This is a genomic window from Streptomyces viridiviolaceus (assembly GCF_014650995.1).
GTDB lineage: Bacteria > Actinomycetota > Actinomycetes > Streptomycetales > Streptomycetaceae > Streptomyces > Streptomyces viridiviolaceus.
In genome coordinates, this window is the sequence record NZ_BMWA01000002.1 from 14,992 (window position 1) to 35,187 (window position 20,196).

The 20,196-nt window shown below is 72.7% G+C and carries 21 protein-coding genes; 14 read left to right on the forward strand and 7 right to left on the reverse strand.

What is annotated here, in order from left to right; genetic code table 11:
- Positions 1–34 precede the first annotated feature (34 nt).
- The 6 genes from rimO (at position 35) to IE260_RS41435 (ending at position 4,363) form a co-directional block, all read left to right on the forward strand.
- On the forward strand, positions 35–1,507 hold the full coding sequence (gene rimO, locus IE260_RS02210; protein ID WP_189868719.1) for a 30S ribosomal protein S12 methylthiotransferase RimO: 1,473 nt from the start codon (positions 35–37) through the stop codon (positions 1,505–1,507).
- Positions 1,504–2,274 carry a CDP-diacylglycerol--glycerol-3-phosphate 3-phosphatidyltransferase gene (gene pgsA, locus IE260_RS02215; RefSeq protein ID WP_189868720.1) on the forward strand — a complete coding sequence of 257 codons (771 nt, stop codon included), beginning with the start codon at positions 1,504–1,506 and terminating at the stop codon, positions 2,272–2,274. The genes rimO and pgsA overlap by 4 nt, the downstream gene beginning before the upstream one ends.
- Entirely contained in the window at positions 2,271–2,816 is a 546-nt protein-coding gene (locus tag IE260_RS02220) for a CinA family protein (RefSeq protein ID WP_189868721.1), read from the forward strand. The genes pgsA and IE260_RS02220 overlap by 4 nt, the downstream gene beginning before the upstream one ends.
- 109 nt (positions 2,817–2,925) lie before the next feature.
- Positions 2,926–3,306 carry a helix-turn-helix domain-containing protein gene (locus IE260_RS02225; RefSeq protein ID WP_030825954.1) on the forward strand — a complete coding sequence of 127 codons (381 nt, stop codon included), beginning with the start codon at positions 2,926–2,928 and terminating at the stop codon, positions 3,304–3,306.
- A 223-nt stretch (positions 3,307–3,529) separates the two neighbouring features.
- Entirely contained in the window at positions 3,530–4,000 is a 471-nt protein-coding gene (locus IE260_RS02230) for a Dps family protein (RefSeq protein WP_189868722.1), read from the forward strand.
- Positions 4,001–4,066: 66 nt separating this feature from the next.
- The gene (locus IE260_RS41435) at positions 4,067–4,363 is read left to right on the forward strand and encodes a hypothetical protein (RefSeq protein WP_229880368.1); all 297 of its coding nucleotides are present in this window, start codon (positions 4,067–4,069) and stop codon (positions 4,361–4,363) included.
- A gap of 222 nt (positions 4,364–4,585) precedes the next feature.
- Here the strand turns inward: IE260_RS41435 and IE260_RS02235 are convergent, their stop codons facing one another.
- Positions 4,586–5,425 (reverse strand): DNA-formamidopyrimidine glycosylase family protein, encoded by an 840-nt coding sequence (locus IE260_RS02235; RefSeq protein WP_189868723.1) that lies wholly within the window; start codon positions 5,423–5,425, stop codon positions 4,586–4,588.
- Between the two features lie 214 nt (positions 5,426–5,639).
- Positions 5,640–10,550 carry an ATP-dependent helicase gene (locus IE260_RS02240; RefSeq protein WP_189868724.1) on the reverse strand — a complete coding sequence of 1,637 codons (4,911 nt, stop codon included), beginning with the start codon at positions 10,548–10,550 and terminating at the stop codon, positions 5,640–5,642.
- Between the two features lie 109 nt (positions 10,551–10,659).
- Between IE260_RS02240 and IE260_RS02245 the strand changes: the two genes are divergently transcribed.
- Genes IE260_RS02245 through IE260_RS02255 form a run of 3 tightly spaced genes read left to right on the forward strand, consistent with a single transcriptional unit; the run spans position 10,660 to position 12,559 of the window.
- The gene (locus IE260_RS02245; protein ID WP_189868725.1) at positions 10,660–11,499 is read left to right on the forward strand and encodes an AraC family transcriptional regulator; all 840 of its coding nucleotides are present in this window, start codon (positions 10,660–10,662) and stop codon (positions 11,497–11,499) included.
- Positions 11,500–11,522: 23 nt separating this feature from the next.
- Positions 11,523–12,254, forward strand: a complete 732-nt coding sequence (locus tag IE260_RS02250; protein ID WP_189868726.1) for an AzlC family ABC transporter permease — start codon at positions 11,523–11,525, stop codon at positions 12,252–12,254.
- Positions 12,251–12,559 carry an AzlD domain-containing protein gene (locus tag IE260_RS02255; protein WP_189868727.1) on the forward strand — a complete coding sequence of 103 codons (309 nt, stop codon included), beginning with the start codon at positions 12,251–12,253 and terminating at the stop codon, positions 12,557–12,559. Before IE260_RS02250 ends, IE260_RS02255 begins: the two co-directional genes overlap by 4 nt.
- A gap of 10 nt (positions 12,560–12,569) precedes the next feature.
- On the opposite strand, the gene IE260_RS02260 is transcribed toward IE260_RS02255, so the two are convergent.
- Positions 12,570–13,514 (reverse strand): prenyltransferase/squalene oxidase repeat-containing protein, encoded by a 945-nt coding sequence (locus IE260_RS02260; RefSeq protein WP_189868728.1) that lies wholly within the window; start codon positions 13,512–13,514, stop codon positions 12,570–12,572.
- Positions 13,515–13,594: 80 nt separating this feature from the next.
- Between IE260_RS02260 and IE260_RS02265 the strand changes: the two genes are divergently transcribed.
- Together IE260_RS02265 and IE260_RS02270 are read left to right on the forward strand one after the other, a co-directional pair.
- Complete coding sequence (locus IE260_RS02265) at positions 13,595–13,789, forward strand: DUF3046 domain-containing protein (protein WP_189868729.1); 195 nt, start codon at positions 13,595–13,597, stop codon at positions 13,787–13,789.
- Positions 13,790–13,849: 60 nt separating this feature from the next.
- Positions 13,850–15,118 (forward strand): AI-2E family transporter, encoded by a 1,269-nt coding sequence (locus IE260_RS02270; protein ID WP_189868730.1) that lies wholly within the window; start codon positions 13,850–13,852, stop codon positions 15,116–15,118.
- Positions 15,119–15,142: 24 nt separating this feature from the next.
- Here IE260_RS02270 and IE260_RS02275 read toward each other — a convergent pair whose 3' ends face one another.
- A complete protein-coding gene (locus tag IE260_RS02275) occupies positions 15,143–15,343 on the reverse strand; it encodes a DUF2191 domain-containing protein (protein ID WP_189868731.1) in 201 nt (66 codons plus the stop codon).
- Between the two features lie 269 nt (positions 15,344–15,612).
- Here IE260_RS02275 and recA point away from each other — a divergent pair, with 269 nt between their 5' ends.
- The 3 genes from recA (at position 15,613) to IE260_RS02290 (ending at position 18,962) form a co-directional block, all read left to right on the forward strand.
- The gene (gene recA / locus IE260_RS02280; protein ID WP_189868732.1) at positions 15,613–16,737 is read left to right on the forward strand and encodes a recombinase RecA; all 1,125 of its coding nucleotides are present in this window, start codon (positions 15,613–15,615) and stop codon (positions 16,735–16,737) included.
- A gap of 3 nt (positions 16,738–16,740) precedes the next feature.
- Entirely contained in the window at positions 16,741–17,631 is an 891-nt protein-coding gene (gene recX / locus IE260_RS02285) for a recombination regulator RecX (protein ID WP_189868733.1), read from the forward strand.
- Positions 17,632–17,993: 362 nt separating this feature from the next.
- On the forward strand, positions 17,994–18,962 hold the full coding sequence (locus IE260_RS02290; protein ID WP_189868734.1) for a sugar ABC transporter substrate-binding protein: 969 nt from the start codon (positions 17,994–17,996) through the stop codon (positions 18,960–18,962).
- Positions 18,963–18,995: 33 nt separating this feature from the next.
- Here the strand turns inward: IE260_RS02290 and IE260_RS02295 are convergent, their stop codons facing one another.
- From IE260_RS02295 to IE260_RS42980, 3 genes are all read right to left on the reverse strand, one after another.
- Complete coding sequence (locus tag IE260_RS02295) at positions 18,996–19,382, reverse strand: rhodanese-like domain-containing protein (protein WP_189868735.1); 387 nt, start codon at positions 19,380–19,382, stop codon at positions 18,996–18,998.
- Positions 19,379–19,921 carry a cupin domain-containing protein gene (locus IE260_RS02300; RefSeq protein WP_189868736.1) on the reverse strand — a complete coding sequence of 181 codons (543 nt, stop codon included), beginning with the start codon at positions 19,919–19,921 and terminating at the stop codon, positions 19,379–19,381. The genes IE260_RS02295 and IE260_RS02300 overlap by 4 nt, the downstream gene beginning before the upstream one ends.
- 72 nt (positions 19,922–19,993) lie before the next feature.
- On the reverse strand, positions 19,994–20,155 hold the full coding sequence (locus tag IE260_RS42980; RefSeq protein ID WP_373303303.1) for a putative leader peptide: 162 nt from the start codon (positions 20,153–20,155) through the stop codon (positions 19,994–19,996).
- Between the last annotated feature and the right edge of the window lie 41 nt (positions 20,156–20,196).

The window sequence follows — 20,196 nt, forward strand, 5'->3', positions numbered from 1 at the left end:
TGGGGTGTCGGCGGGACGAAGTACTCTTGAGCCCATGCCTGAACGCCGTACCGTCGCACTCGTCACCCTTGGCTGCGCCCGTAACGAGGTGGACTCCGAGGAGCTCGCAGGCCGTTTGGAGGCGGACGGCTGGCAGCTCGTGGAGGACGCCGAGGAAGCGGACGTCGCCGTCGTGAACACGTGCGGCTTCGTCGAGGCCGCCAAGAAGGACTCCGTCGACGCCCTCCTGGAGGCCAACGACCTCAAGGGACACGGCAGAACTCAGGCCGTCGTGGCGGTGGGCTGCATGGCCGAGCGGTACGGCAAGGAACTCGCCGAGGCCCTCCCCGAGGCCGACGGCGTGCTCGGCTTCGACGACTACGCCGACATCTCCGACCGCCTCCAGACCATTCTGAACGGCGGCGTCCACGCCCCGCACACCCCGCGCGACCGGCGCAAGCTGCTTCCGATCAGCCCCGCCGAGCGGCAGGAGGCCGGTGCCTCGGTCGCGCTGCCGGGGCACGGCCCGACCGACCTCCCGGAGGGCGTCGCCCCCGCCTCCGGGCCGCGCGCGCCCCTGCGGCGGCGCCTGGACGGCTCCCCCGTGGCCTCCGTGAAGCTGGCCTCCGGCTGCGACCGGCGCTGCTCCTTCTGCGCCATTCCCTCCTTCCGTGGCTCCTTCATCTCGCGCCGCCCGAGCGACGTGCTGAACGAGACCCGGTGGCTGGCCGAGCAGGGCGTGAAGGAGGTCATGCTGGTCTCCGAGAACAACACCTCCTACGGCAAGGACCTCGGCGACATCCGCCTGCTGGAGTCACTGCTGCCCGAGCTCGCCGAGGTCGACGGCATCGAACGCGTGCGCGTCAGCTACCTCCAGCCGGCCGAGATGCGCCCGGGGCTGATCGACGTACTGACCTCGACCCCCAAGGTCGTCCCGTACTTCGACCTGTCCTTCCAGCACTCCGCGCCGAACGTGCTGCGTGCCATGCGCCGCTTCGGCGACACCGACCGCTTCCTGGAGCTGCTCGACACCATCCGGGGCAAGGCCCCCGAGGCCGGTGTGCGCTCCAACTTCATCGTGGGCTTCCCCGGCGAGTCCGAGGCCGACCTCGCCGAGCTGGAGCGGTTCCTGAACCACGCGCGGCTCGACGCCATCGGCGTCTTCGGCTACTCCGACGAGGAGGGCACCGAGGCGGCGACCTACGAGGACAAGCTCGACGAGGACGTCGTCGCCGAGCGGCTGGCACGTGTATCCCGGCTGGCCGAGGAACTCGTCTCGCAGCGGGCCGAGGAGCGCGTCGGCTCCACCGTACGGGTGCTCGTGGAGTCCGTGGACGAGGAGGAGGGCGTGTACGGCCGTGCGGCGCACCAGGCCCCGGAGACGGACGGGCAGGTGCTGCTCACGAGCGGCGAAGGTTTGAGTGTCGGTCGTATGGTCGACGCGAAGGTGGTCGGTACGGAAGGTGTCGACCTGGTGGCCGAGCCGCTGCGGGGCTCGCTCGGGTGGAGTGAGGAGGCGGACAGATGACGGGAGTCCCGGCGTCCGCGGCGGGAGGCTCCTCCGGCGCGCGGAGGGCCGGTTCGCGCACGGCATCGGGCGTCGCCCAGGGGGCGGCGGAGCGTACGGCTGACGGGGCCGCCGAGCGCGGGTCCGGCGAGGGCGGTGGCGCGGGACGGGGCGGAAAGATCGCTGCCGCGGCCGTCAACCAGGCGAGCGTCTGGAACGTCGCCAATCTGCTGACGATGCTCCGCCTGATCCTCGTGCCGGGGTTCGTCGCGCTGATGCTCGGCAACGGCGGCTACGACCCGGCCTGGCGCTCGTTCGCCTGGGCGGCCTTCGCCATCGCCATGATCACCGACCTCTTCGACGGTCATCTGGCCCGTACCTACAACCTCGTGACCGACTTCGGGAAGATCGCCGACCCCATAGCCGACAAGGCGATCATGGGGGCGGCGCTGATCTGTCTCTCCGCCCTGGGCGACCTGCCGTGGTGGGTGACGGCCGTCATCCTCGGCCGGGAACTCGGCATCACCCTGCTGCGTTTTCTCGTCATTCGGTACGGAGTCATCCCCGCCAGCCGCGGCGGCAAGCTCAAGACCCTCACCCAAGGGGTGGCCGTCGGCATGTACGTGCTGGCATTGACGGGGCCCCTGGCGACCCTGAGGTTCTGGGTGATGGCCGTGGCGGTCGTCCTGACCGTCGTGACGGGGCTGGACTACGTGAGACAGGCCATTGTGCTGCGCAGGCAGGGAATCGCCGAGCGCCGCGCGGCGTTGAAGGAGACGAAAGCTTGAGTTCCACGGCCGCCGATGTGGTGCGACTACTCACGGTGAAGGGCGAGACCCTCGCCGTCGCCGAGTCGTTGACCGGTGGCCTGGTGGCGGCGCGGCTCACGGCCGTCCCCGGGGCCTCCAAGGCGTTCCGGGGATCGGTCACCGCCTACGCCACGGAGCTCAAGCGGGAGCTGCTCGGCGTCGACGCCACGTTGCTCGCCGCACGGGGTGCGGTCGATCCGCAGGTCGCGGCCCAGATGGCGGCAGGGGTGCGGAAGGCGTTGGGCGCCGACTGGGGCATCGCGACGACGGGCGTCGCCGGCCCCGAACCACAGGACGGGCAGCCCGTCGGAACGGTCTTCGTGGCCGTCGACGGACCGTTCGGATCGGATTCCGGTTCCGCCTCTGGCGGAAAAGTGGAGGCCCTGCGGTTGAACGGCGACCGCGAGGAAATTCGTATGGAGAGTGTACGGAGCGTACTCGCACTCCTCTTGGCGGAGCTTGCGGGCGAACAGACTGGGAATGAGCGGGCACAGGATACGGAACAGAACGGGGGGTTTTGATGTTTGCAGCCCTGAGTGAACACGACATCGCTCCCCGCACGGCCGCAGCGCAAGGCGGTACGGTGGGGCGTGAAGGATGCGGTTACGCGGTCCGAGGAGGGAGCCACCGATGATTCTGCTCCGTCGCCTGCTGGGTGACGTGCTGCGTCGGCAGCGCCAACGCCAGGGCCGTACTCTGCGCGAAGTCTCCTCGTCCGCCCGAGTCTCACTCGGCTATCTCTCCGAGGTGGAGCGGGGGCAGAAGGAGGCTTCCTCCGAGCTGCTCTCCGCCATCTGCGACGCGCTGGACGTACGGATGTCAGAGCTCATGCGGGAAGTGAGCGACGAACTCGCCCTCGCCGAGCTGGCCCAGTCGGCTGCGGCCACCCCCAGCGAATCCGTGCCCACGCCGGTTCGTCCGATGCTGGGCTCCGTGTCGGTGACGGGTGTGCCGCCGGAACGGGTGACCATCAAGGCGCCCGCCGAAGCGGTCGACGTCGTCGCCGCCTGAGTCCGAGCGCGCGTGCGCGCAGGCGTACGCGTCCGAAGCCGACGAGGCACCGAAGAGGTGCGTGAGGCCCCGGCTGGGGCTCCTCCGGGAGACCGGAGGGGCGCGGTCGGGGTTTTTGCGTGCGCGTAAGAGCCTGCCTGGGGGTTTCGCCCGGTTTGCCGGTCCGTGGCGCTGCGGTCATCGTGGAGGGACATGGCCGGGGGGTGAACCGACGGAGGCGTGGATGTACGTCGTGAAGAGCCCGTTGTCCGACGCGAACCTGAAGACGGTGTCCGAGGCGCTGCAGGGTGCCCTCGTCGACCTGGTGGACCTCGCCCTCGTGGCCAAGCAGATCCACTGGAACGTGGTCGGCCCGCGCTTCCGTTCGGTTCACCTGCAGCTCGACGAGGTCGTCGACACGGCCCGTACGCACTCCGACACCGTGGCCGAGCGGGCCTCGGCGCTGGGGGTGCCTCCGGACGGGCGGGCCGCGACGGTGGCCGTCGGCAGCGGCATCGGAGTGACACCCGAGGGATGGGTCGACGACACCGCCGCCGTGCAGGCCCTCGTGGACGCGCTGGGCGCGCTGATCGCCCGGATGCGGGAACGGATCGCGGCGACCGGGGAACCGGACCCCGTGACCCAGGACATCTTCATCCAGGTCACCGCGGACCTCGAGAAGCAGCGCTGGATGTTTCAGGCGGCGAACGGGTGAGGCGGGCGCGGGAGACGGCCCGCGAGCGGTGACCTCCAGCGCGCCTCGTCCGTGGGGAGCCGCCGTATGACGTCGGGCTGGGAGTGCCGTGCCGTGTCGTGGCGAACAGTGCGCCGGGGGGCCGCGCTGGGGCTGGGTGCGCTGTGGTGGTGGGCCGTACTGCGACTGGTGCTGGCGCCCGGTGCGGGGGTGGTCGAGGCGGGGGTCGCGGTCGGTGGGTGGGGGCTGAGCGTGTTGCCGGTGCACTGCGTGCCGAAGGGGCGGGCGACGGGGGCCGTCGGTACCGGGCGGCTGCTGAGGGCCCTGGTCGCCTCTGCCGGCTCAGGTACCCGTCCGGGGCCGGGGTCCGGGCCGTCCGCGTGACCGGGCCGCCACCGCCCCGGCGATGCCGCCGGCCCGTTGGTACGCCTCCACGGTGAGCACCGGTCCGCTGCGCTCCTGCCTCGTGGCGAGCAACGCGTGGAGCAGAGCGGCAGCGCACCGGGCTCGCAGCCGCTCCCTGCCGGTTGCGGCGTCCGGTCCGCTCCCCCGGGCCGCTGCGTCAGGCGGTCGGCCAGATGGATGCCCTGCTCGTCGACTGAGTCATCACGCCGTGCGCCGCCGCCCGGTACCAGTCGCCCGCGCCGCGTGCGGCGCGGGCCCCGCCTGGCAGACCGGACACCAGTACGTGGGGCGGTCGCGGGAGCCGTCGCCCTGGTCGGCCACTCGGATGGATGTGCCGCAGCGCGGGCACGGCCTGGGCGCGCGGCCGTACACGAACAGGTCCTGGCCGCGGTGACCGCCCGTCGTCCTGCGGACCGGCCGCTCGCGGTTGGCCTCCAGGAGCCGCTGGGCGAGCGCCGGGAGCTTCGCGGCCGGTGCGGCGGGCAGCTCGCCCACGGGGAGCCACGGGGTGACTCCCAGCAGGAAGCAGAGCTCGCTCTTGTAGACGTTGCCGATACCGGCGAGATTGCGCTGGTCGAGCAGGGCCTCGCCGAGGGGGCGGGCGGGGTCCCGGAGCAGATTGGCGAGCGCCCGGTCGGGGTCCCAGTCCGGTCCCAGCAGGTCGGGGCCGAGATGGCCGACGACGCGCTGCTCGTCGGCGGTGCGCAGGAGTTCCAGGACCGGGAGGCGGTAGCCGACGGCCGCGCGGTCGGCGGTGCCCAGGATCAGGCGGATCTGGTGCGCCGGGCCGCCGGTCCAGCGCTGCCCGTCGGCGTACACCTTCCAGGAGCCGTCCATCCGGAGATGCGAGTGGACGGTCAGGCCGCCCTCGACGCGGGTGAGCAGGTGCTTGCCGCGCGGGGTGACGTCCAGGACCCTTCGGCCGGTGAGGTCGGCCGTCGCGTACTTGGGCACGCGGAAGTCGCTGCGGGTCAGCGTCTGGCCCGCGAGGGCGTCGTGCAGCCGTTTGGCGGCCTGCCAGACCGTGTCTCCTTCGGGCATGGGTCAAGGGTGACACGGGTGCGCCTGCGGGTGCGGGTGCGGGCCACCCGCGCACGGGTGGCGGAGTACGGGATGGTGTGGTCGGGCCGTGGTCCGGGGGCGGGAGCCCGGGGCCGGGAGTCCGGTCGACCGTTCCGCGCCGTGGTTCCCCGGGGGGACGGTTGTCCCGGTGAGCCTTCCCGGCCGCGCTCTGTGACGCTGCCGTGGGGGTGGCTCACGCTCGTATGCGCAGGCCGCGGGGGGTGGCGATGAAGCCTGCCTCCTCCAGGAGGGTGCCGAAGGGGGAGGTCAGGGCCGCGGCGCCGTTGACCCGCTCCACCGTGACCGTGCCGAGGGAACCCGCGCGGGCGGCCGCGGCCAGCGCCTCCGTGGCCTCCCGCAGCCGGGCGTCCTCGGTGGGCGCGCTGTCCGGGTCGGAGGGCCAGGCCAGCAGCGTCTTGCCGCCGCGCTCCATGTAGAGCGCCGGCTCGCCGTCGACGAGCACGACGAGGGAGCCCGCCTTGCGGCCCGGCTTGTGCGTGGCGCCGGCCGGGGGCTCCGGCCAGGCGAGGGCCGCGCCGTACGCGTTCGCCGGGTCCGCGGCGGCCAGGACGACGGCCCGGGAAGCGGGAGAGAGGCGGCTGCGACGGCTGGGGAAGCCGGTGTCGTACGAGCCCTGCGGGAGGCCGGAGCCCCCGTACATCCCACCGCCTCGTGGGCCGCCGGCGCCCGGTTCGGCGTAGTCGCGGCCGCCCGACGGAAAGCCGTCCGAACCGAGGCCGTCGGGAGCGAAGTCGCCGAAGGGGAGGTCATCGGCCGCGAGGCCACCGGACGGGAAGCCGGCGGATGAGCCGAGGCCGTCCAGACGGCCGTCCGCGTAGCCCGGCCCGGGCAGGCCGTCGCCGCGGTCGCGGGCGTTCGCGACCGCGCGCAGCCGGTCCACGGCGCCGTCCATGGCGAACTGCGCCGCACCGAGACCTTCCACCACATAGCCCCGCCGGGCCTGCCCGCTCTCCTCGAAGGCGGACAGGATGCGGTACGTCGCCGAGAAGCCCCCCTCGACGCCCTCCGCGGCGACCGCGCCGCGGGTCACCACACCGTGCCGGTCGAGGAGCGTGCGGGCCAGGGCGTGCGCGCGCACCGTCGGGTCGCTCTCGTGCGCCGGGAGCAGGGACCAGCGGCCCGCGACGGTCGGGGGGCCGGTGCGGGAAGCGGTGCGCGCGGCGGCCGTCAGTGAGCCGTAACGGCCGCGCGGTACCGACCGCTTGGCGCGGTGGGCGGTGGAGCCCGCGGTGCGGCCGGAGCCCAGCAGGGAGCGCAGGGGCGCGAGCGTGTCGTTCGTCAGCCGCCCGGACCAGGCCAGGTCCCACAGGGCGTCGGCCAGTTGAGGGTCGGTGGCCTCGGGGTGGGTGGTGGCGCGGACCTGGTCGGCGATCTGACGGAAGAACAGGCCGTAGCCGCCGGAGAGCGCGTCCAGGACGGACTGGTGCAGGGCGGTCGGTTCCAGCGGGTGCGGGGGTGGCAGGAGGAGCGGGGCAGCGTCGGCCAGGTACAGCGAGACCCAGCCGTCCTTTCCGGGGAGGGAGCCCGCCCCGGCCCACACCACCTCGCCGGCGGCCGTGAGTTCGTCGAGCATCGCCGGGGTGTAGTCGGTCACCCGGGACGGCAGGACCAGTTTCTCCAGGGCGGACGCGGGCACGGACGCGCCCTGCAACTGCTCGACGGCGCGCACGAGTCCGTCGATGCCGCGCAACGCGTGGCCCTTGCCGATGTGCTGCCACTGAGGGAGGAACTGTCCGAGCGCGGCCGGTGGCACCGGCTCCAGCTCGTGCCGCAGCGCGGCCAGGGAGCGGCGGCGCAGTCGGCGCAGTACGGTCGCGTCACACCACTCCTGGCCGATCCCGGCCGGATGGAACTCGCCCTGGACGACCCTCCCCGCCGCGGCGAGCCGCTGCAGGGCGCCGTCGGTGACGGCCACGCCCAGGCCGAAGCGGGCCGCCGCCGTGACCGACGTGAACGGCCCGTGGGTGCGGGCGTAGCGGGCGAGGAGGTCGCCGAGGGGGTCCTTGACCGGCTCCGTGAAGGCCTCGGGCACACCGACGGGCAGCGCGGTGCCCAGCGCGTCGCGCAGCCGGCCCGCGTCCTCGATCGCCGCCCAGTGATCGGCGCCCGCGATGCGCACCTTGATCGCGCGGCGGGCGGCGGCCAGCTCATGGGCCCACTGCGGCTCGGCGCCCCGCTCGGCCAGCTCCGCGTCCGTGAGCGGCCCGAGCAGCCGCAGCAGGTCCGCGACGCCCTCCACGTCCTTGACGCGACGATCCTCGGTGAGCCACTGCAGCTCGCTCTCCAGCTCGGTCAGCACGTCCGCGTCGAGCAGTTCGCGCAGCTCCGCCTGGCCCAGCAGCTCGGCCAGCAGCCGCGAGTCCAGGGACAGAGCGGCGGCGCGGCGCTCGGCGAGCGGCGAGTCGCCCTCGTACAGGAACTGGGCGACGTAACCGAACAGCAGGGAGCGGGCGAAGGGGGACGGCTCCGGAGTGGTGACCTCGACCAGGCGCACCCTGCGGGACTCCAGATCGCCCATCAGCTCGACCAGCCCGGGGACGTCGAACACGTCCTGGAGGCACTCGCGGACCGCTTCCAGGACGATCGGGAACGAGCCGAACTCGCTCGCCACCTCCAGCAGCTGGGCGGCGCGCTGGCGCTGCTGCCACAGCGGTGTGCGCTTCCCGGGATTGCGGCGTGGCAGGAGCAGCGCACGGGCGGCACACTCGCGGAAGCGGGACGCGAACAGGGCCGAGCCGCCCACCTGGTCGGTGACGACCCGGTCGACCTCGCCCTTGTCGAAGACGACGTCGGCCGCGCCGACGGGTGCCTGCTCGGCGTCGTACTCCGTGCCCGGCTTCATGGGGTCCTGGTCGAGCAGGTCCAGCCCCATCAGATCGGCGTCCGGCAGGCGCAGCACGATGCCGTCGTCCGCGTGCATGACCTGGGCGTCCATGCCGTACCGCTCGGACAGCCGGGCACCGAGCGCGAGCGCCCACGGGGCGTGGACCTGGGCACCGAAGGGGGAGTGGACCACGACCCGCCAGTCGCCCAGTTCGTCACGGAAGCGCTCCACGACGATGGTGCGGTCGTCGGGGACGTGGCCGCAGGCCTCCCGCTGCTCGTCGAGGTACGACAGGACGTTGTCCGCGGCCCAGGCGTCCAGGCCAGCGGTGAGCAGCCGCAGCCGGGCGTCCTCCTTGGAGAGGGAGCCGACCTCGCGCAGGAACGCGCCCAGCGCGCGGCCCAGTTCCAGGGGGCGGCCCAGCTGGTCGCCCTTCCAGAACGGCAGCCTGCCCGGCACTCCGGGCGCGGGCGAGACCAGGACGCGGTCACGCGTGATGTCCTCGATGCGCCAGGAGCTGGTGCCGAGGGTGAAGACGTCACCCACCCGGGACTCGTACACCATCTCCTCGTCCAGCTCGCCGACCCGGCCGCCGCCCTTCTTCGGGTCCGCTCCGGCGAGGAACACGCCGAAGAGACCGCGGTCGGGAATCGTGCCCCCGGAGGTGACGGCGAGACGCTGCGCGCCAGGCCGGCCGGTGACCGTGCCGGCGACCCGGTCCCACACCACACGCGGGCGCAGCTCGGCGAAGGCGTCGGACGGGTAGCGGCCCGCGAGCATGTCCAGGACGGCCGTGAAGGCCGACTCGGGGAGCGACGCGAAGGGAGCGGCGCGGCGCACCGCGGCGAGCAGGTCGTCGACCTGCCAGGTGTCCAGCGCGGTCATCGCGACGAGCTGCTGCGCCAGGACGTCCAGCGGGTTCGCGGGGATCTTCAGGGCCTCGATGGCGCCGCTGCGCATCCGCTCGGTGACCACGGCCGCCTGCACCAGGTCGCCGCGGTACTTGGGGAACACCACGCCCGTGGAGACCGCGCCGACCTGGTGCCCCGCGCGGCCGACGCGCTGGAGACCGGAGGCGACGGAGGGCGGGGACTCGACCTGGACGACCAGGTCGACGGCGCCCATGTCGATGCCCAGCTCCAGGCTGGAGGTGGCGACCACGGCGGGCAGGCGGCCCGCCTTCAGATCCTCCTCCACGAGGGCGCGCTGCTCCTTGGAGACCGAGCCGTGGTGGGCACGGGCGATCACGGGCGGGGCGCCCTGGGCGGCTCCCGAACCACCCATGAGTTCGGCGGGGGAGTGGTGCTCGTCCAGGGGCTCACCGGTCGCCCGTTCGTACGCGATCTCGTTGAGCCTGTTGCACAGGCGCTCCGCGAGGCGGCGGGAGTTGGCGAAGACGATCGTCGAGCGGTGCGACTGGACGAGGTCGGTGATCCGCTCCTCGACGTGGGGCCAGATCGACGGACGCTCCGCCCCCTCGTTGCCGTCGGCGACCGGGGAGCCGCCCAGCTCGCCCAGATCCTCGACCGGGACGACGACGGACAGGTCGAACTCCTTGCCCGAGGCCGGCTGGACGATCTCCACCTTCCGGCGGGGAGAGAGGAACCGGGCGACCTCGTCGACCGGGCGGACCGTCGCCGAGAGGCCGATGCGGCGGGCAGGCCTGGGCAGCAGCTCGTCCAGGCGTTCTAGGGAGAGCGCGAGATGGGCGCCGCGCTTGGTGCCCGCGACCGCGTGCACCTCGTCCAGGATCACAGTCTCCACGCCGGTCAGCGCATCACGCGTGGCCGACGTCAGCATCAGGAAGAGGGATTCCGGCGTGGTGATCAGGATGTCCGGCGGACGGGTCGACAGGGCGCGGCGCTCGGCGGCCGGGGTGTCACCGGAGCGGATGCCGACCTTGACCTCGGGCTCGGGCAGCCCCAGGCGTACGGATTCCTGGCGGATACCGGTCAGGGGGCTGCGGAGGTTGCGCTCGACGTCGACGGCCAGGGCCTTGAGCGGGGAGATGTAAAGGACCCGGCAGCGCTTCTTGGGGTCGGCGGGCGGAGGCGTCGAGGCCAGCTGGTCCAGGGCGGCGAGGAACGCCGCCAGTGTCTTGCCGGAACCGGTGGGGGCCACCACCAGCACGTCCGACCCCTCACCGATGGCCTGCCACGCGCCCGCCTGGGCGGCGGTGGGCGCGGAGAAGGCCCCCGTGAACCAGCCGCGGGTCGCGGGGGAGAAGCCGTCCAGGGCTCGGTGTGCGGAGCTGACCATGGATCCATCGTGCACCCGAGGACTGACAATCGCGCTGAGCTGGGCGGACGCGGCCGGACAGGGCGGGGGCCGGGCGCCGCCGGCTCGTGCCGTGGCGGAGAATGGGGGCATGGCCGGATCGGGTGAGCGGGCACGGCACTGGGTGTACGCCGAGCTGCCCGGCGTCGACCTGCTGCGCGCGCGGTACATACGGAAGACCTTCGTGCGGCACACGCACGAGCACTTCGTCATCGCCGCCATCGCCGACGGGGTGGAGGTCTTCCACCACGGGGGCGGCGATCAGTACGCGGGGGCCGGGGCGCTCGCGCTGGTCAACCCGGACACCCCGCACACGGGCCGGGCCGGTGTGCCGGAGGGTTGGCGGTACGGGGCCGTCTACCCCTCGCCCGAGGTGGTGGCCGCGATAGCGGCGGAGACGACCACGCTGCGCGGCACGCCCGGGTTCGTCAGGCCGGTGCTCGACGATCCGTACACCGTCGCCTTGGTGCACCGCGTGCTGCGGGCCACCGACGAGGGCAACGCGCTCGCCGCCGACACGCTGCTGAGGGTGGCCGTCACCCGGCTGCTGCGGCTGAACGGCGGGCCGCTGCCCCGGCGCGAGGTGCGGACGGCGGGGGCCGGCGTCGCGGCACGCGCGCGTGCCGTGCTGGAGGAGCGGATGGCCGACCCACCGAGCCTGCAGGCGCTGGCCGGGGATCTCGGCAGCAGCCCCTTCGCCCTGCTGCGCGCCTTCCGGGACGCCTACGGCATGCCGCCCCACAGCTGGCTGACGGACGCCCGGGTGCGCCGGGCGCGACGGCTGCTCGACGCCGGGACGACGCCGGCCGAGGCCGCCGCCGCCGTGGGGTTCACCGACCAGCCGCACCTGAACCGGCATTTCAGCCGCATCGTGGGCGTGCCCCCGGGGGCCTACCAGCGCGAGCGCAAGAACGTACAAGACGCGCGGTGACGGCTTCGCCTACCGTCCGAGGCGTGACACAACAGACAGCTGTACCGGACACGAACGTCCCGGAGAAGCCGGACGCCGCCGTCGTCCGGGACGCCCTGGGAGTCGGCGTCGCCGTAGGACTGTCCGGGTTCGCCTTCGGGGTGACCTCGGCGGGAAGCGGGCTCACGCTGCTGCAGACGTGCGCGCTCAGCCTCCTGGTCTTCACCGGCGCGTCCCAGTTCGCGCTCGTGGGGGCGCTCGCGGCCGGCGGCAATCCGTTCACGGCCGCGGCGGGGGCCTTCTTCCTGGGTGTGCGCAACGCCTTCTACGGGCTGCGGCTGTCGCAGCTGCTGGCCCTCCCGCGCGCGGTGCGGCCGTTCGCCGCCCAGTGGGTCATCGACGAGACGACGGCCGTGGCGCTCGCGCAGCCCACGCGGCGGGCCGTCCGGATCGGCTTCACCGTCACCGGACTCAGCCTGTACGTGCTGTGGAACCTCACCACGCTGCTCGGCGCGCTGGGCGCGGAGGCCATCGGCGACACCGACGCCTGGGGCCTCGACGCGGCCGGCCCCGCGGTCTTCCTGGCGTTGCTCGCGCCGATGCTGAAGACGTCCACGGAGCGCGCGGTCGCCGGCCTGGCCGTGCTGCTGGGACTCGGTCTGCTGCCCGTCCTGCCCGCCGGTGTGCCGGTCCTCGTGGCCGCGCTGGCGGCGCCGGTGGTCCTGTGGGCGGAGGGGCGTCGCAAGGGCGGCGCCGCAGGCGAGGAGGAGCGGTGAACATCTGGATCGCGATCGGCGTGACCGCGCTCGGCTGCTACGCCGTCAAGCTGGCCGGACTGCTCGTGCCTGCGGGCGCCCTGGAGAAACCGCTGGTCAGGCGTCTCGCCGCCCTGCTGCCCGTGGCCCTTCTCGCCGCTCTCACCGCCCAGCAGACCTTCGCCGACGGGCCCGCGCTCGTGCTGGACGCGCGGGCCGCGGGACTCGGCGCGGCGGCCGTGGCGCTGGTGCTGCGGGCACCGTTCCTCCTCGTCGTCGCGGCGGCCGTGGTGGTGACCGCGGGCGTGCGGGCCATGGGCGGGTGAGGCGGGCAGGTCAGGCGATGGGGCGACCGTGCGTCCGCAGCGTGCGCAGGGCGTCGAGGGTCACTCCTGGGCGCGCCTCCAGGGCCGGGGCCTCTGCCCAGCGCCGCCGGCGGACGGGCCAGCCCCCGTCCTCCTCCTGCTCCGCGGCGAGGAAGTCCAGGGAGCGGGCCATCTCGTCGTCCGTGAACCACGCGCGCGCGAGGGAGTGCGTGGTCCTCGCGTAGTCGTGGGGGAAGTGGTGCTCGCCCGGGGCGTAGCCGGGGGCGACCGGGTACGCGTCCTGGTCCTCCGGGTCCAGCACCGCGAGGCGCTGTGCGCGCACCAGGCGGCCGAGCCGGTCGGCGGCGGCCTCCGCGCGCGGGCGGTCGGGGGCGGAGTCCAGAAACGTCACGGCGGCCTGGACCTCGTACGGATGGGAGGTGAGCAGCGACTCTACCGTCCGCCAGCAGAAGTCCGTGGCCCGGAACAGCCACGCGTGCCAGACCTCGTTGCGGTGCAGGAGGCCGACCACCGGCCCGGTGGCGAGCAGCTCACCAGGAGGGTCGTCCATGACCGGCACGAAGGGGGCGACCGGGTATCCGTGCCGGCCGGGACGGACCGCCGGCAGGGCCCCGTCCGGAGTGGAGACGGAGGTCAGGTACCGGCACATGCGCTCCACGCGCTGCCCGCCGCACCGTCCGACGGCGTCCAGGACCCGCAGGGCGCGTGCGGTGTGCAGCGGCTGGCTGACCGGGCCCCGCAGATCGGGTTCCAGCCCGTGACCGTATCCGCCGTCCTCGTTGCGGTAGGCATCGAGCGCGGTCTCCACAGGCCCGGCGTCGCCGCCCCGGAAGTCGTACGCGAAGAGACGCTGCTCCAGCACGCGCGCGGTGAGCCAGACGAAGTGCTCCGCGCGCGCGAGCGGGGAGCGCGCCGGGGGCGTCGGGGGGAGTGGGGAAGCTCCGGTTTCGGCCATGCGTCAGACCGTAGGGCGGAAAGCGGTCTCGGCAACCGGTCCCGGCGCAGGCCCACCCCCAGGGGCGGGATACTGGAGTCATGCGGTTGACGGTCTTCTGGCAGCGGATGGCGGAACACTTCGGTCCGGGGTACGCCGACACCTTCGCGCGCGACCACGTGATGACGGAGCTCGGCGGGCGCACGGTGCGCGAGGCCCTGGACGCGGGCTGGGACGCCAAAGACGTGTGGCGTGTGGTCTGCACGGTCATGAACGTGCCACACGAGCAGCGCTGACAGGTCACGAAGATCGCAGAGCGGCGGTTTGCTGTCGGTGGCGTGGGCGAGACTTGGTCCGTGGCACGCACTGACGAGACCGGGCAGGACGCCCGGCACGCATCCCCGCCCGGCACGACGCCGCCCGTCCGGCCTCCGGCCGAGGGCACCGCCGGGCCGGGCGCCCGCATGCCGCGCTGGCTGCCCCGGGCGTTCGTGCTGGCCCTGACCCTCTACGCCGTGTTCCAGCTGGGCAGCTGGGCCTTCCACCAGCTGACCGGCCTGCTGATCAACATCCTCATCGCGTTCTTCCTGGCCCTCGCGATCGAGCCCGCGGTGAGCTGGATGGCCGCGCGCGGCATGCGCCGCGGGCTGGCCACCTTCCTCGTCTTCATCGCCGTGCTGGTCGCCGCCGCGGGCTTCGTCACGCTGCTCGGCTCCATGCTCGCCGGCCAGATCATCAAGATGGTCGAGGACTTCCCCGACTACCTCGACTCCGTGATCAACTGGGTCAACGGCCACTTCCACACCGAGCTGAGACGGGTCGACATCCAGGAGGGCCTGCTCCGCTCCGACTGGCTGCGCAACTACGTGCAGAACAGCGCCACCGGCGTCCTGGACGTGTCCGCCCAGGTCCTCGGCGGGCTCTTCCAGCTGCTGACGATTACGCTGTTCGCGTTCTACTTCGCCGCCGACGGCCCCCGGCTGCGCCGCGCGCTCTGCTCCGTCCTGCCGCCCGCCCGGCAGGCCGAGGTCCTGCGCGCGTGGGAGATCGCCGTGAACAAGACCGGCGGCTACCTGTACTCGCGCGGCCTGATGGCGCTGATCTCCGGCATAGCCCACTTCGTCCTGCTGGAGATCCTGGACGTGCCCTACGCGCCGGCGCTCGCGGTGTGGGTGGGCCTGGTGTCGCAGTTCATCCCGACCATCGGCACGTATCTCGCGGGTGCGCTGCCCATGTTGATCGCCTTCACGGTCAACCCGTGGTACGCGCTGTGGGTGCTGGTCTTCGTGGTGATCTACCAGCAGTTCGAGAACTACGTGCTGCAGCCCAAGCTGACGTCCAAGACCGTGGACATCCATCCCGCGGTGGCCTTCGGCTCGGTCATCGCGGGCACCGCGCTCCTCGGCGCCGTCGGCGCGCTGATCGCCATCCCGGCGGTCGCCACGCTGCAGGCGTTCCTGGGGGCGTACGTCAAGCGGTACGACGTCACGGACGACCCCCGTGTCCACGGGCACCGGGACCGGGGGTCGGGGTCCGGCCCGTTCACGCGCGCGCGGAAGCTGTGGGCGAGCCGACCGGGGACGGCACGGACCGGCGCGGAGGGTCCGGAAGAGGGTTCCCGCTGAGGACGGGTCCCCCAGGGCAGGGGATCAGCCCTGTGGGTCCTGCGGCCTGACGTCGACCTCGCGCAGGGCCTGGTCCCTGAGCTCGGTGCGGGTCTCCGTGCGGTGGCCGCGCGCGATGTAGTCGCGCACCACCGCCTCGACGGCGTCCTGGGGCGAGCCGATGCCGGCCAGGACCATCACTTCCACCACCAGTTCGGCGTCCAGACTGATGTCGACCTTGGCCACGTTGCCCCCTTCGTCGCGTCGCGTCCGCACTCTAGCCGCCGGCACGGCGACGTACGCTCGGAGGTGCCGCGTGATGCGCTTGACACAAAAATCGAACATCCATTCTCATGGAGGCTCCGGCGGGGTTCGTGACGGGCGTTTCGACTGGGTTTGGACGGAGAAGTGCCCGAGTTATCCACAGGCCGGACCCGCATCGGGGCGCATTGTCAGTGGCAGGCATTAGCGTCTTTGACGTGAAGCGATCGAATCAAGCAAACCGGGTGGAACCCATGGCAGGAACCGACCGCGAGAAGGCCCTGGACGCCGCGCTCGCACAGATTGAACGGCAATTCGGCAAGGGCGCGGTCATGCGCATGGGCGAGCGGTCGAAGGAGCCCATCGAGGTCATCTCGACCGGGTCGACCGCGCTCGACGTGGCCCTCGGTGTGGGCGGCCTGCCGCGCGGCCGTGTCGTGGAGATCTACGGCCCCGAGTCCTCGGGTAAGACGACCCTGACCCTGCACGCGGTGGCGAACGCGCAGAAGGCCGGCGGCCAGGTCGCGTTCGTGGACGCGGAGCACGCCCTCGACCCCGAGTACGCGAAGAAGCTCGGCGTCGACATCGACAACCTGATCCTCTCCCAGCCGGACAACGGCGAGCAGGCTCTGGAGATCGTGGACATGCTGGTCCGCTCCGGCGCCCTCGACCTCATCGTCATCGACTCCGTCGCCGCGCTCGTCCCGCGCGCGGAGATCGAGGGCGAGATGGGTGACAGCCATGTCGGTCTGCAAGCCCGGCTCATGAGCCAGGCGCTGCGGAAGATCACCAGCGCGCTCAACCAGTCCAAGACCACGGCGATCTTCATCAACCAGCTGCGCGAGAAGATCGGTGTGATGTTCGGCTCCCCGGAGACCACGACCGGTGGCCGGGCGCTGAAGTTCTACGCCTCCGTGCGCATCGACATCCGCCGCATCGAGACGCTGAAGGACGGCACGGAGGCGGTCGGCAACCGCACCCGTTGCAAGGTCGTCAAGAACAAGGTCGCGCCGCCCTTCAAGCAGGCCGAGTTCGACATCCTCTACGGCCAGGGCATCAGCCGTGAGGGCGGCCTGATCGACATGGGAGTCGAGCACGGCTTCGTCCGCAAGGCCGGCGCCTGGTACACGTACGAGGGCGACCAGCTCGGCCAGGGCAAGGAGAACGCGCGCAACTTCCTGAAGGACAACCCCGACCTCGCCAACGAGATCGAGAAGAAGATCAAGGAGAAGCTGGGCGTCGGAGTGCGCCCGGAGGAGCCGGCCGCCGAGCCGGGTGCGGACGCCGCGGGGTCCACGACCCCGGCCGACGCCGCCGCGACCGTGCCCGCCCCCGCGGCCAAGGCCACCAAGTCCAAGGCCGCGGCAGCCAAGAGCTGACCCGTGACACGACGAACCGACTGGGCCGAGTACGCCGCCCACCCGGAGGCCGCTTCGCGCGCGCGTGAGCGGGGGAGACCGGGCGACAGGAGCTCCGCCGGGGCGGACGGCTACGGGTACGGCGGGGACGAATCGGAGACGGGCGACGGCGCGTACGGGGCGGAGACGTCCCGGTACGAGGACGCGTTCGTCGGCGCGGATGCCGACGACGATCCCTTCGCGCCGTACGGCGTCGGCCCGCCCGGTGACGGCGGGCCGCGCCGGGGACCCGGCGGCCGGTCCGCCCGTGGGACGGGCGGCTCGCGCGGGCGCCGTCGGCGCGAGCGTGAAGAGCCGCCGGCCGAGGACGGAGGTACCACTTCCTCGTCGAGGGCCGAGAAGGGGGAGCCTCCGCGGGACCCGGTCGAGCAGGCGCGGGCGGTCTGCCTACGTCTGCTCACCGGAACCCCGCGTACGCGGAAGCAGCTCGCCGACGCCCTGAGCAAGCGGGGGATCCCCGACGACGCCGCCGAGGAGGTGCTGTCCCGGTTCGAGGAGGTCGGCCTGATCAACGACAGCGCCTTCGCGGACGCCTGGGTGGAGTCCCGGCACCACGGCCGTGGGCTGGCCCGGCGTGCCCTCGCACGGGAGCTGCGGACCAAGGGTGTCGACTCCACACTCATCGACGCCGCCGTGTCCCAGCTCGACTCCGAGCAGGAGGAGGCGACCGCGCGCGAACTCGTCGCACGGAAACTGCGCTCCACCCGGGGCCTCGACCGGGACAAGAGGCTGCGCCGCCTCGCGGGCATGCTGGCGCGCAAGGGCTACTCCGAGGGCATGGCCCTGCGGGTGGTCCGGCAAGCGCTGGAGGAGGAAGGCGAGGACACGGAGTTCCTCGGAGACGAGGGGTTCTGACCGACGCGGCGCCCGCCCGTGCCCGCCCCCGGGAGGCACCCACACGCAGGCGTCCCCGCCCGCCCGTTCCTGCCCCGCGCGACGCCTTCCGGCCACCGGGCGGGCGCGCCCCGCGGCGCGCCGTCGAGCCGCCACTCTGCCAGTGCGGTCTCGGACACGGCGAGCCGCGAGAGCCGAAGATCCCGCACGATTACCTTGCGTACCCATAAGGGTGAACGCCTTTCGTACCGCTGTACCGTCTGCTGCCGTCGCGCGCTGTCCGGTTCGTGTGGGGGCGTGCGCGTACGCCGCCCTTGGGACACCCCGGGCGGCGAACGGAACCCGCACGGATCCTCCGGTACGTCCAGAAAGGCGGCCCCGCCATGCCCCTGCCCGCGCGCACCCGAAGAGCGACGCACCTCCTGCTCCTCGGCGCCGGTCTGGCCCTGAGCGGCTGCGGTCTGAACGCGGGGGCCGACGCCGGCTCCGCGCACGACGGCCCTCTCACCCTCGGCTTCGTCAACGGAGGTGGCAGCCAGTTCCACACCTGCCTGCAGAAGTCCGTGGAGATCACGGCCAAGAACAACTTCGCCGAGCTCGTCACGGCCAACTCCGAGCAGGACGCGACCACCGAACTGTCCAACATCGAGGACATGATCGCGCGCGAGGTCGATGCGATCATCCTCCAGACCGTCAGCACGGACGCCCTCAAGAGCGACCTCGCGAAGGCCAAGAGCGCGGGCATCCCCGTCTTCCTGACCTCCGTCAGCGCCGACCCGTCCGACATCCTGGGCGCGGTCGTCGTCGACCTGGAAGCGGTGGGCGCACTGGACGCCCGGTGGGTCGCCGACGACGCGGCGGGCCGGGACGTACAGGTCGGCGTCATCGCGGGCGCGCCGGGCGCCGCGTCCGACCTGCTCGTGGGCGGCTTCACCGAGGCGCTGCCGGTCAACGCCGAAGTGGTCGCCAACCAGCCCGGCATGTTCGACGCCGCCGAGGCCGGCCAGGTCGCCGCGACCATGGCGGAGGCGCACCCCGACCTGGACTACGCCTTCGTCGCCAACGAGCAGATGGCCTTCGCCGCGCGCAAGTCGTTCGACGCGGCCGGAGCCGACAAGGTGAAGATCGTGACCGTCAACGGCACCGACGAAGCCCTCGCCGCGCTCAAGGACGGACGCTTCTCCGCGACCGTCTCCAACTCGGCCGGGAACACGGGCGAACTGGCCGTCAGGAACGCCATCGCCCTGCTGCGCGACCGGGAGGCCGAGAAGATCGCCAAGACGCCGATCCGCCTGGTCACGCGAGCCAACGCGGACACGGCGCCGTTGTACTGCCCCTCCGCGGACCGCTGACCCCGCTGCCGTCGGCCTCCCGCCACGGGCGCACTACGCCACCGGCAGTCCCGCCGCCCGCCACGCCTGGAAGCCGCCGACCAGGTCGGTGGCCCGGTACAGGCCCAGGCGGTGCAGCGATTCGGCCGCCAGGCTGGAGGCGTAACCCTCGTTGCACACCACGACGACGCGCAGATCGTGCCCCGTGGCCTCGGGGATCCGGTGGCTGCCGTGTGGATCCAGGCGCCACTCCAGTTCGTTGCGCTCGATCACCACGGCGCCCGGTATCAGTCCGTCCGCCTCGCGCAGGGCCGCGTACCGGATGTCGACCAGCAGCGCCTCACCGGCCGCGGCGGCGTCGTACGCCGCACGCGGCTCGATCCGCTCGTAGCCCTGGCGCACCCGGTCCAGCAGCGCGTCGATTCCGGTCGGTTCGCTCACTGCCAGTCCTCCGGGCGCTCGATCTGCTCCAGGCGCAGAACTTGCCCGCTGCGGCTGTAGCGGCGGATCTGCGGCAGAGGCGGGTAGTAGGCGTGGACGGAGATCGCGTGCCGGTCGGGGGACTCGTTGAGCACCTCGTGCACGTGGTGCCGGCCGAAGGCGCGTCCCTTCCCGGCCGGCAGCCGGCGTTCCCGGTCCACGCCGTCACTGAGTTCCAGGGTCTTCCAGCCGTCGGTGGGCAACCGGGCGGCGAGCGAGTGCTCCTTGAGCTCGCCGGCCGCGGTCACGAAGGCGCCCACGGAGTCGGCGTGGTCGTGCCAGCCGGTACCCGTGCCGGGCGGCCAGCCGATCAGCCAGGCTTCGCTGCCGCCGGGACCCGACAGCCGCACCCACGTGCGCCCCTCCGGATCGAGCGGGAGCGAGGCGATCAGCTCGGTGTCGGCGGCAGTACGCCGAGCGAAGTCGAGGAGGTCCGCCTGCGTGGGGCGGCCGGAGACACCGGCGGGAGCAGAGGCGGAGGCAGGGGAGGAGACAGACACGGGTACCGTCCTGAGAAGAGTTCGCGAGAGGCGCGCGGCAGCGGCGCGCGCCGAAGGAAGTGAGGAGCGAATTCAGCAGGACGGCCGACACACGCAGCCCGCGTAGCGGACGAGGTCCATATGGACCCTCCGCCACAGGCGCACATCGGTGTCGGTCACGATCCGGAGTACACCATGACGGTGTGGGCCGGTCAACTCGCCGTCACCATGCGGACGGGCGACGAGACCGGCCACCGGTGCGACGGGACCGGCGGCCGGTGCGACGGGACCGGCGG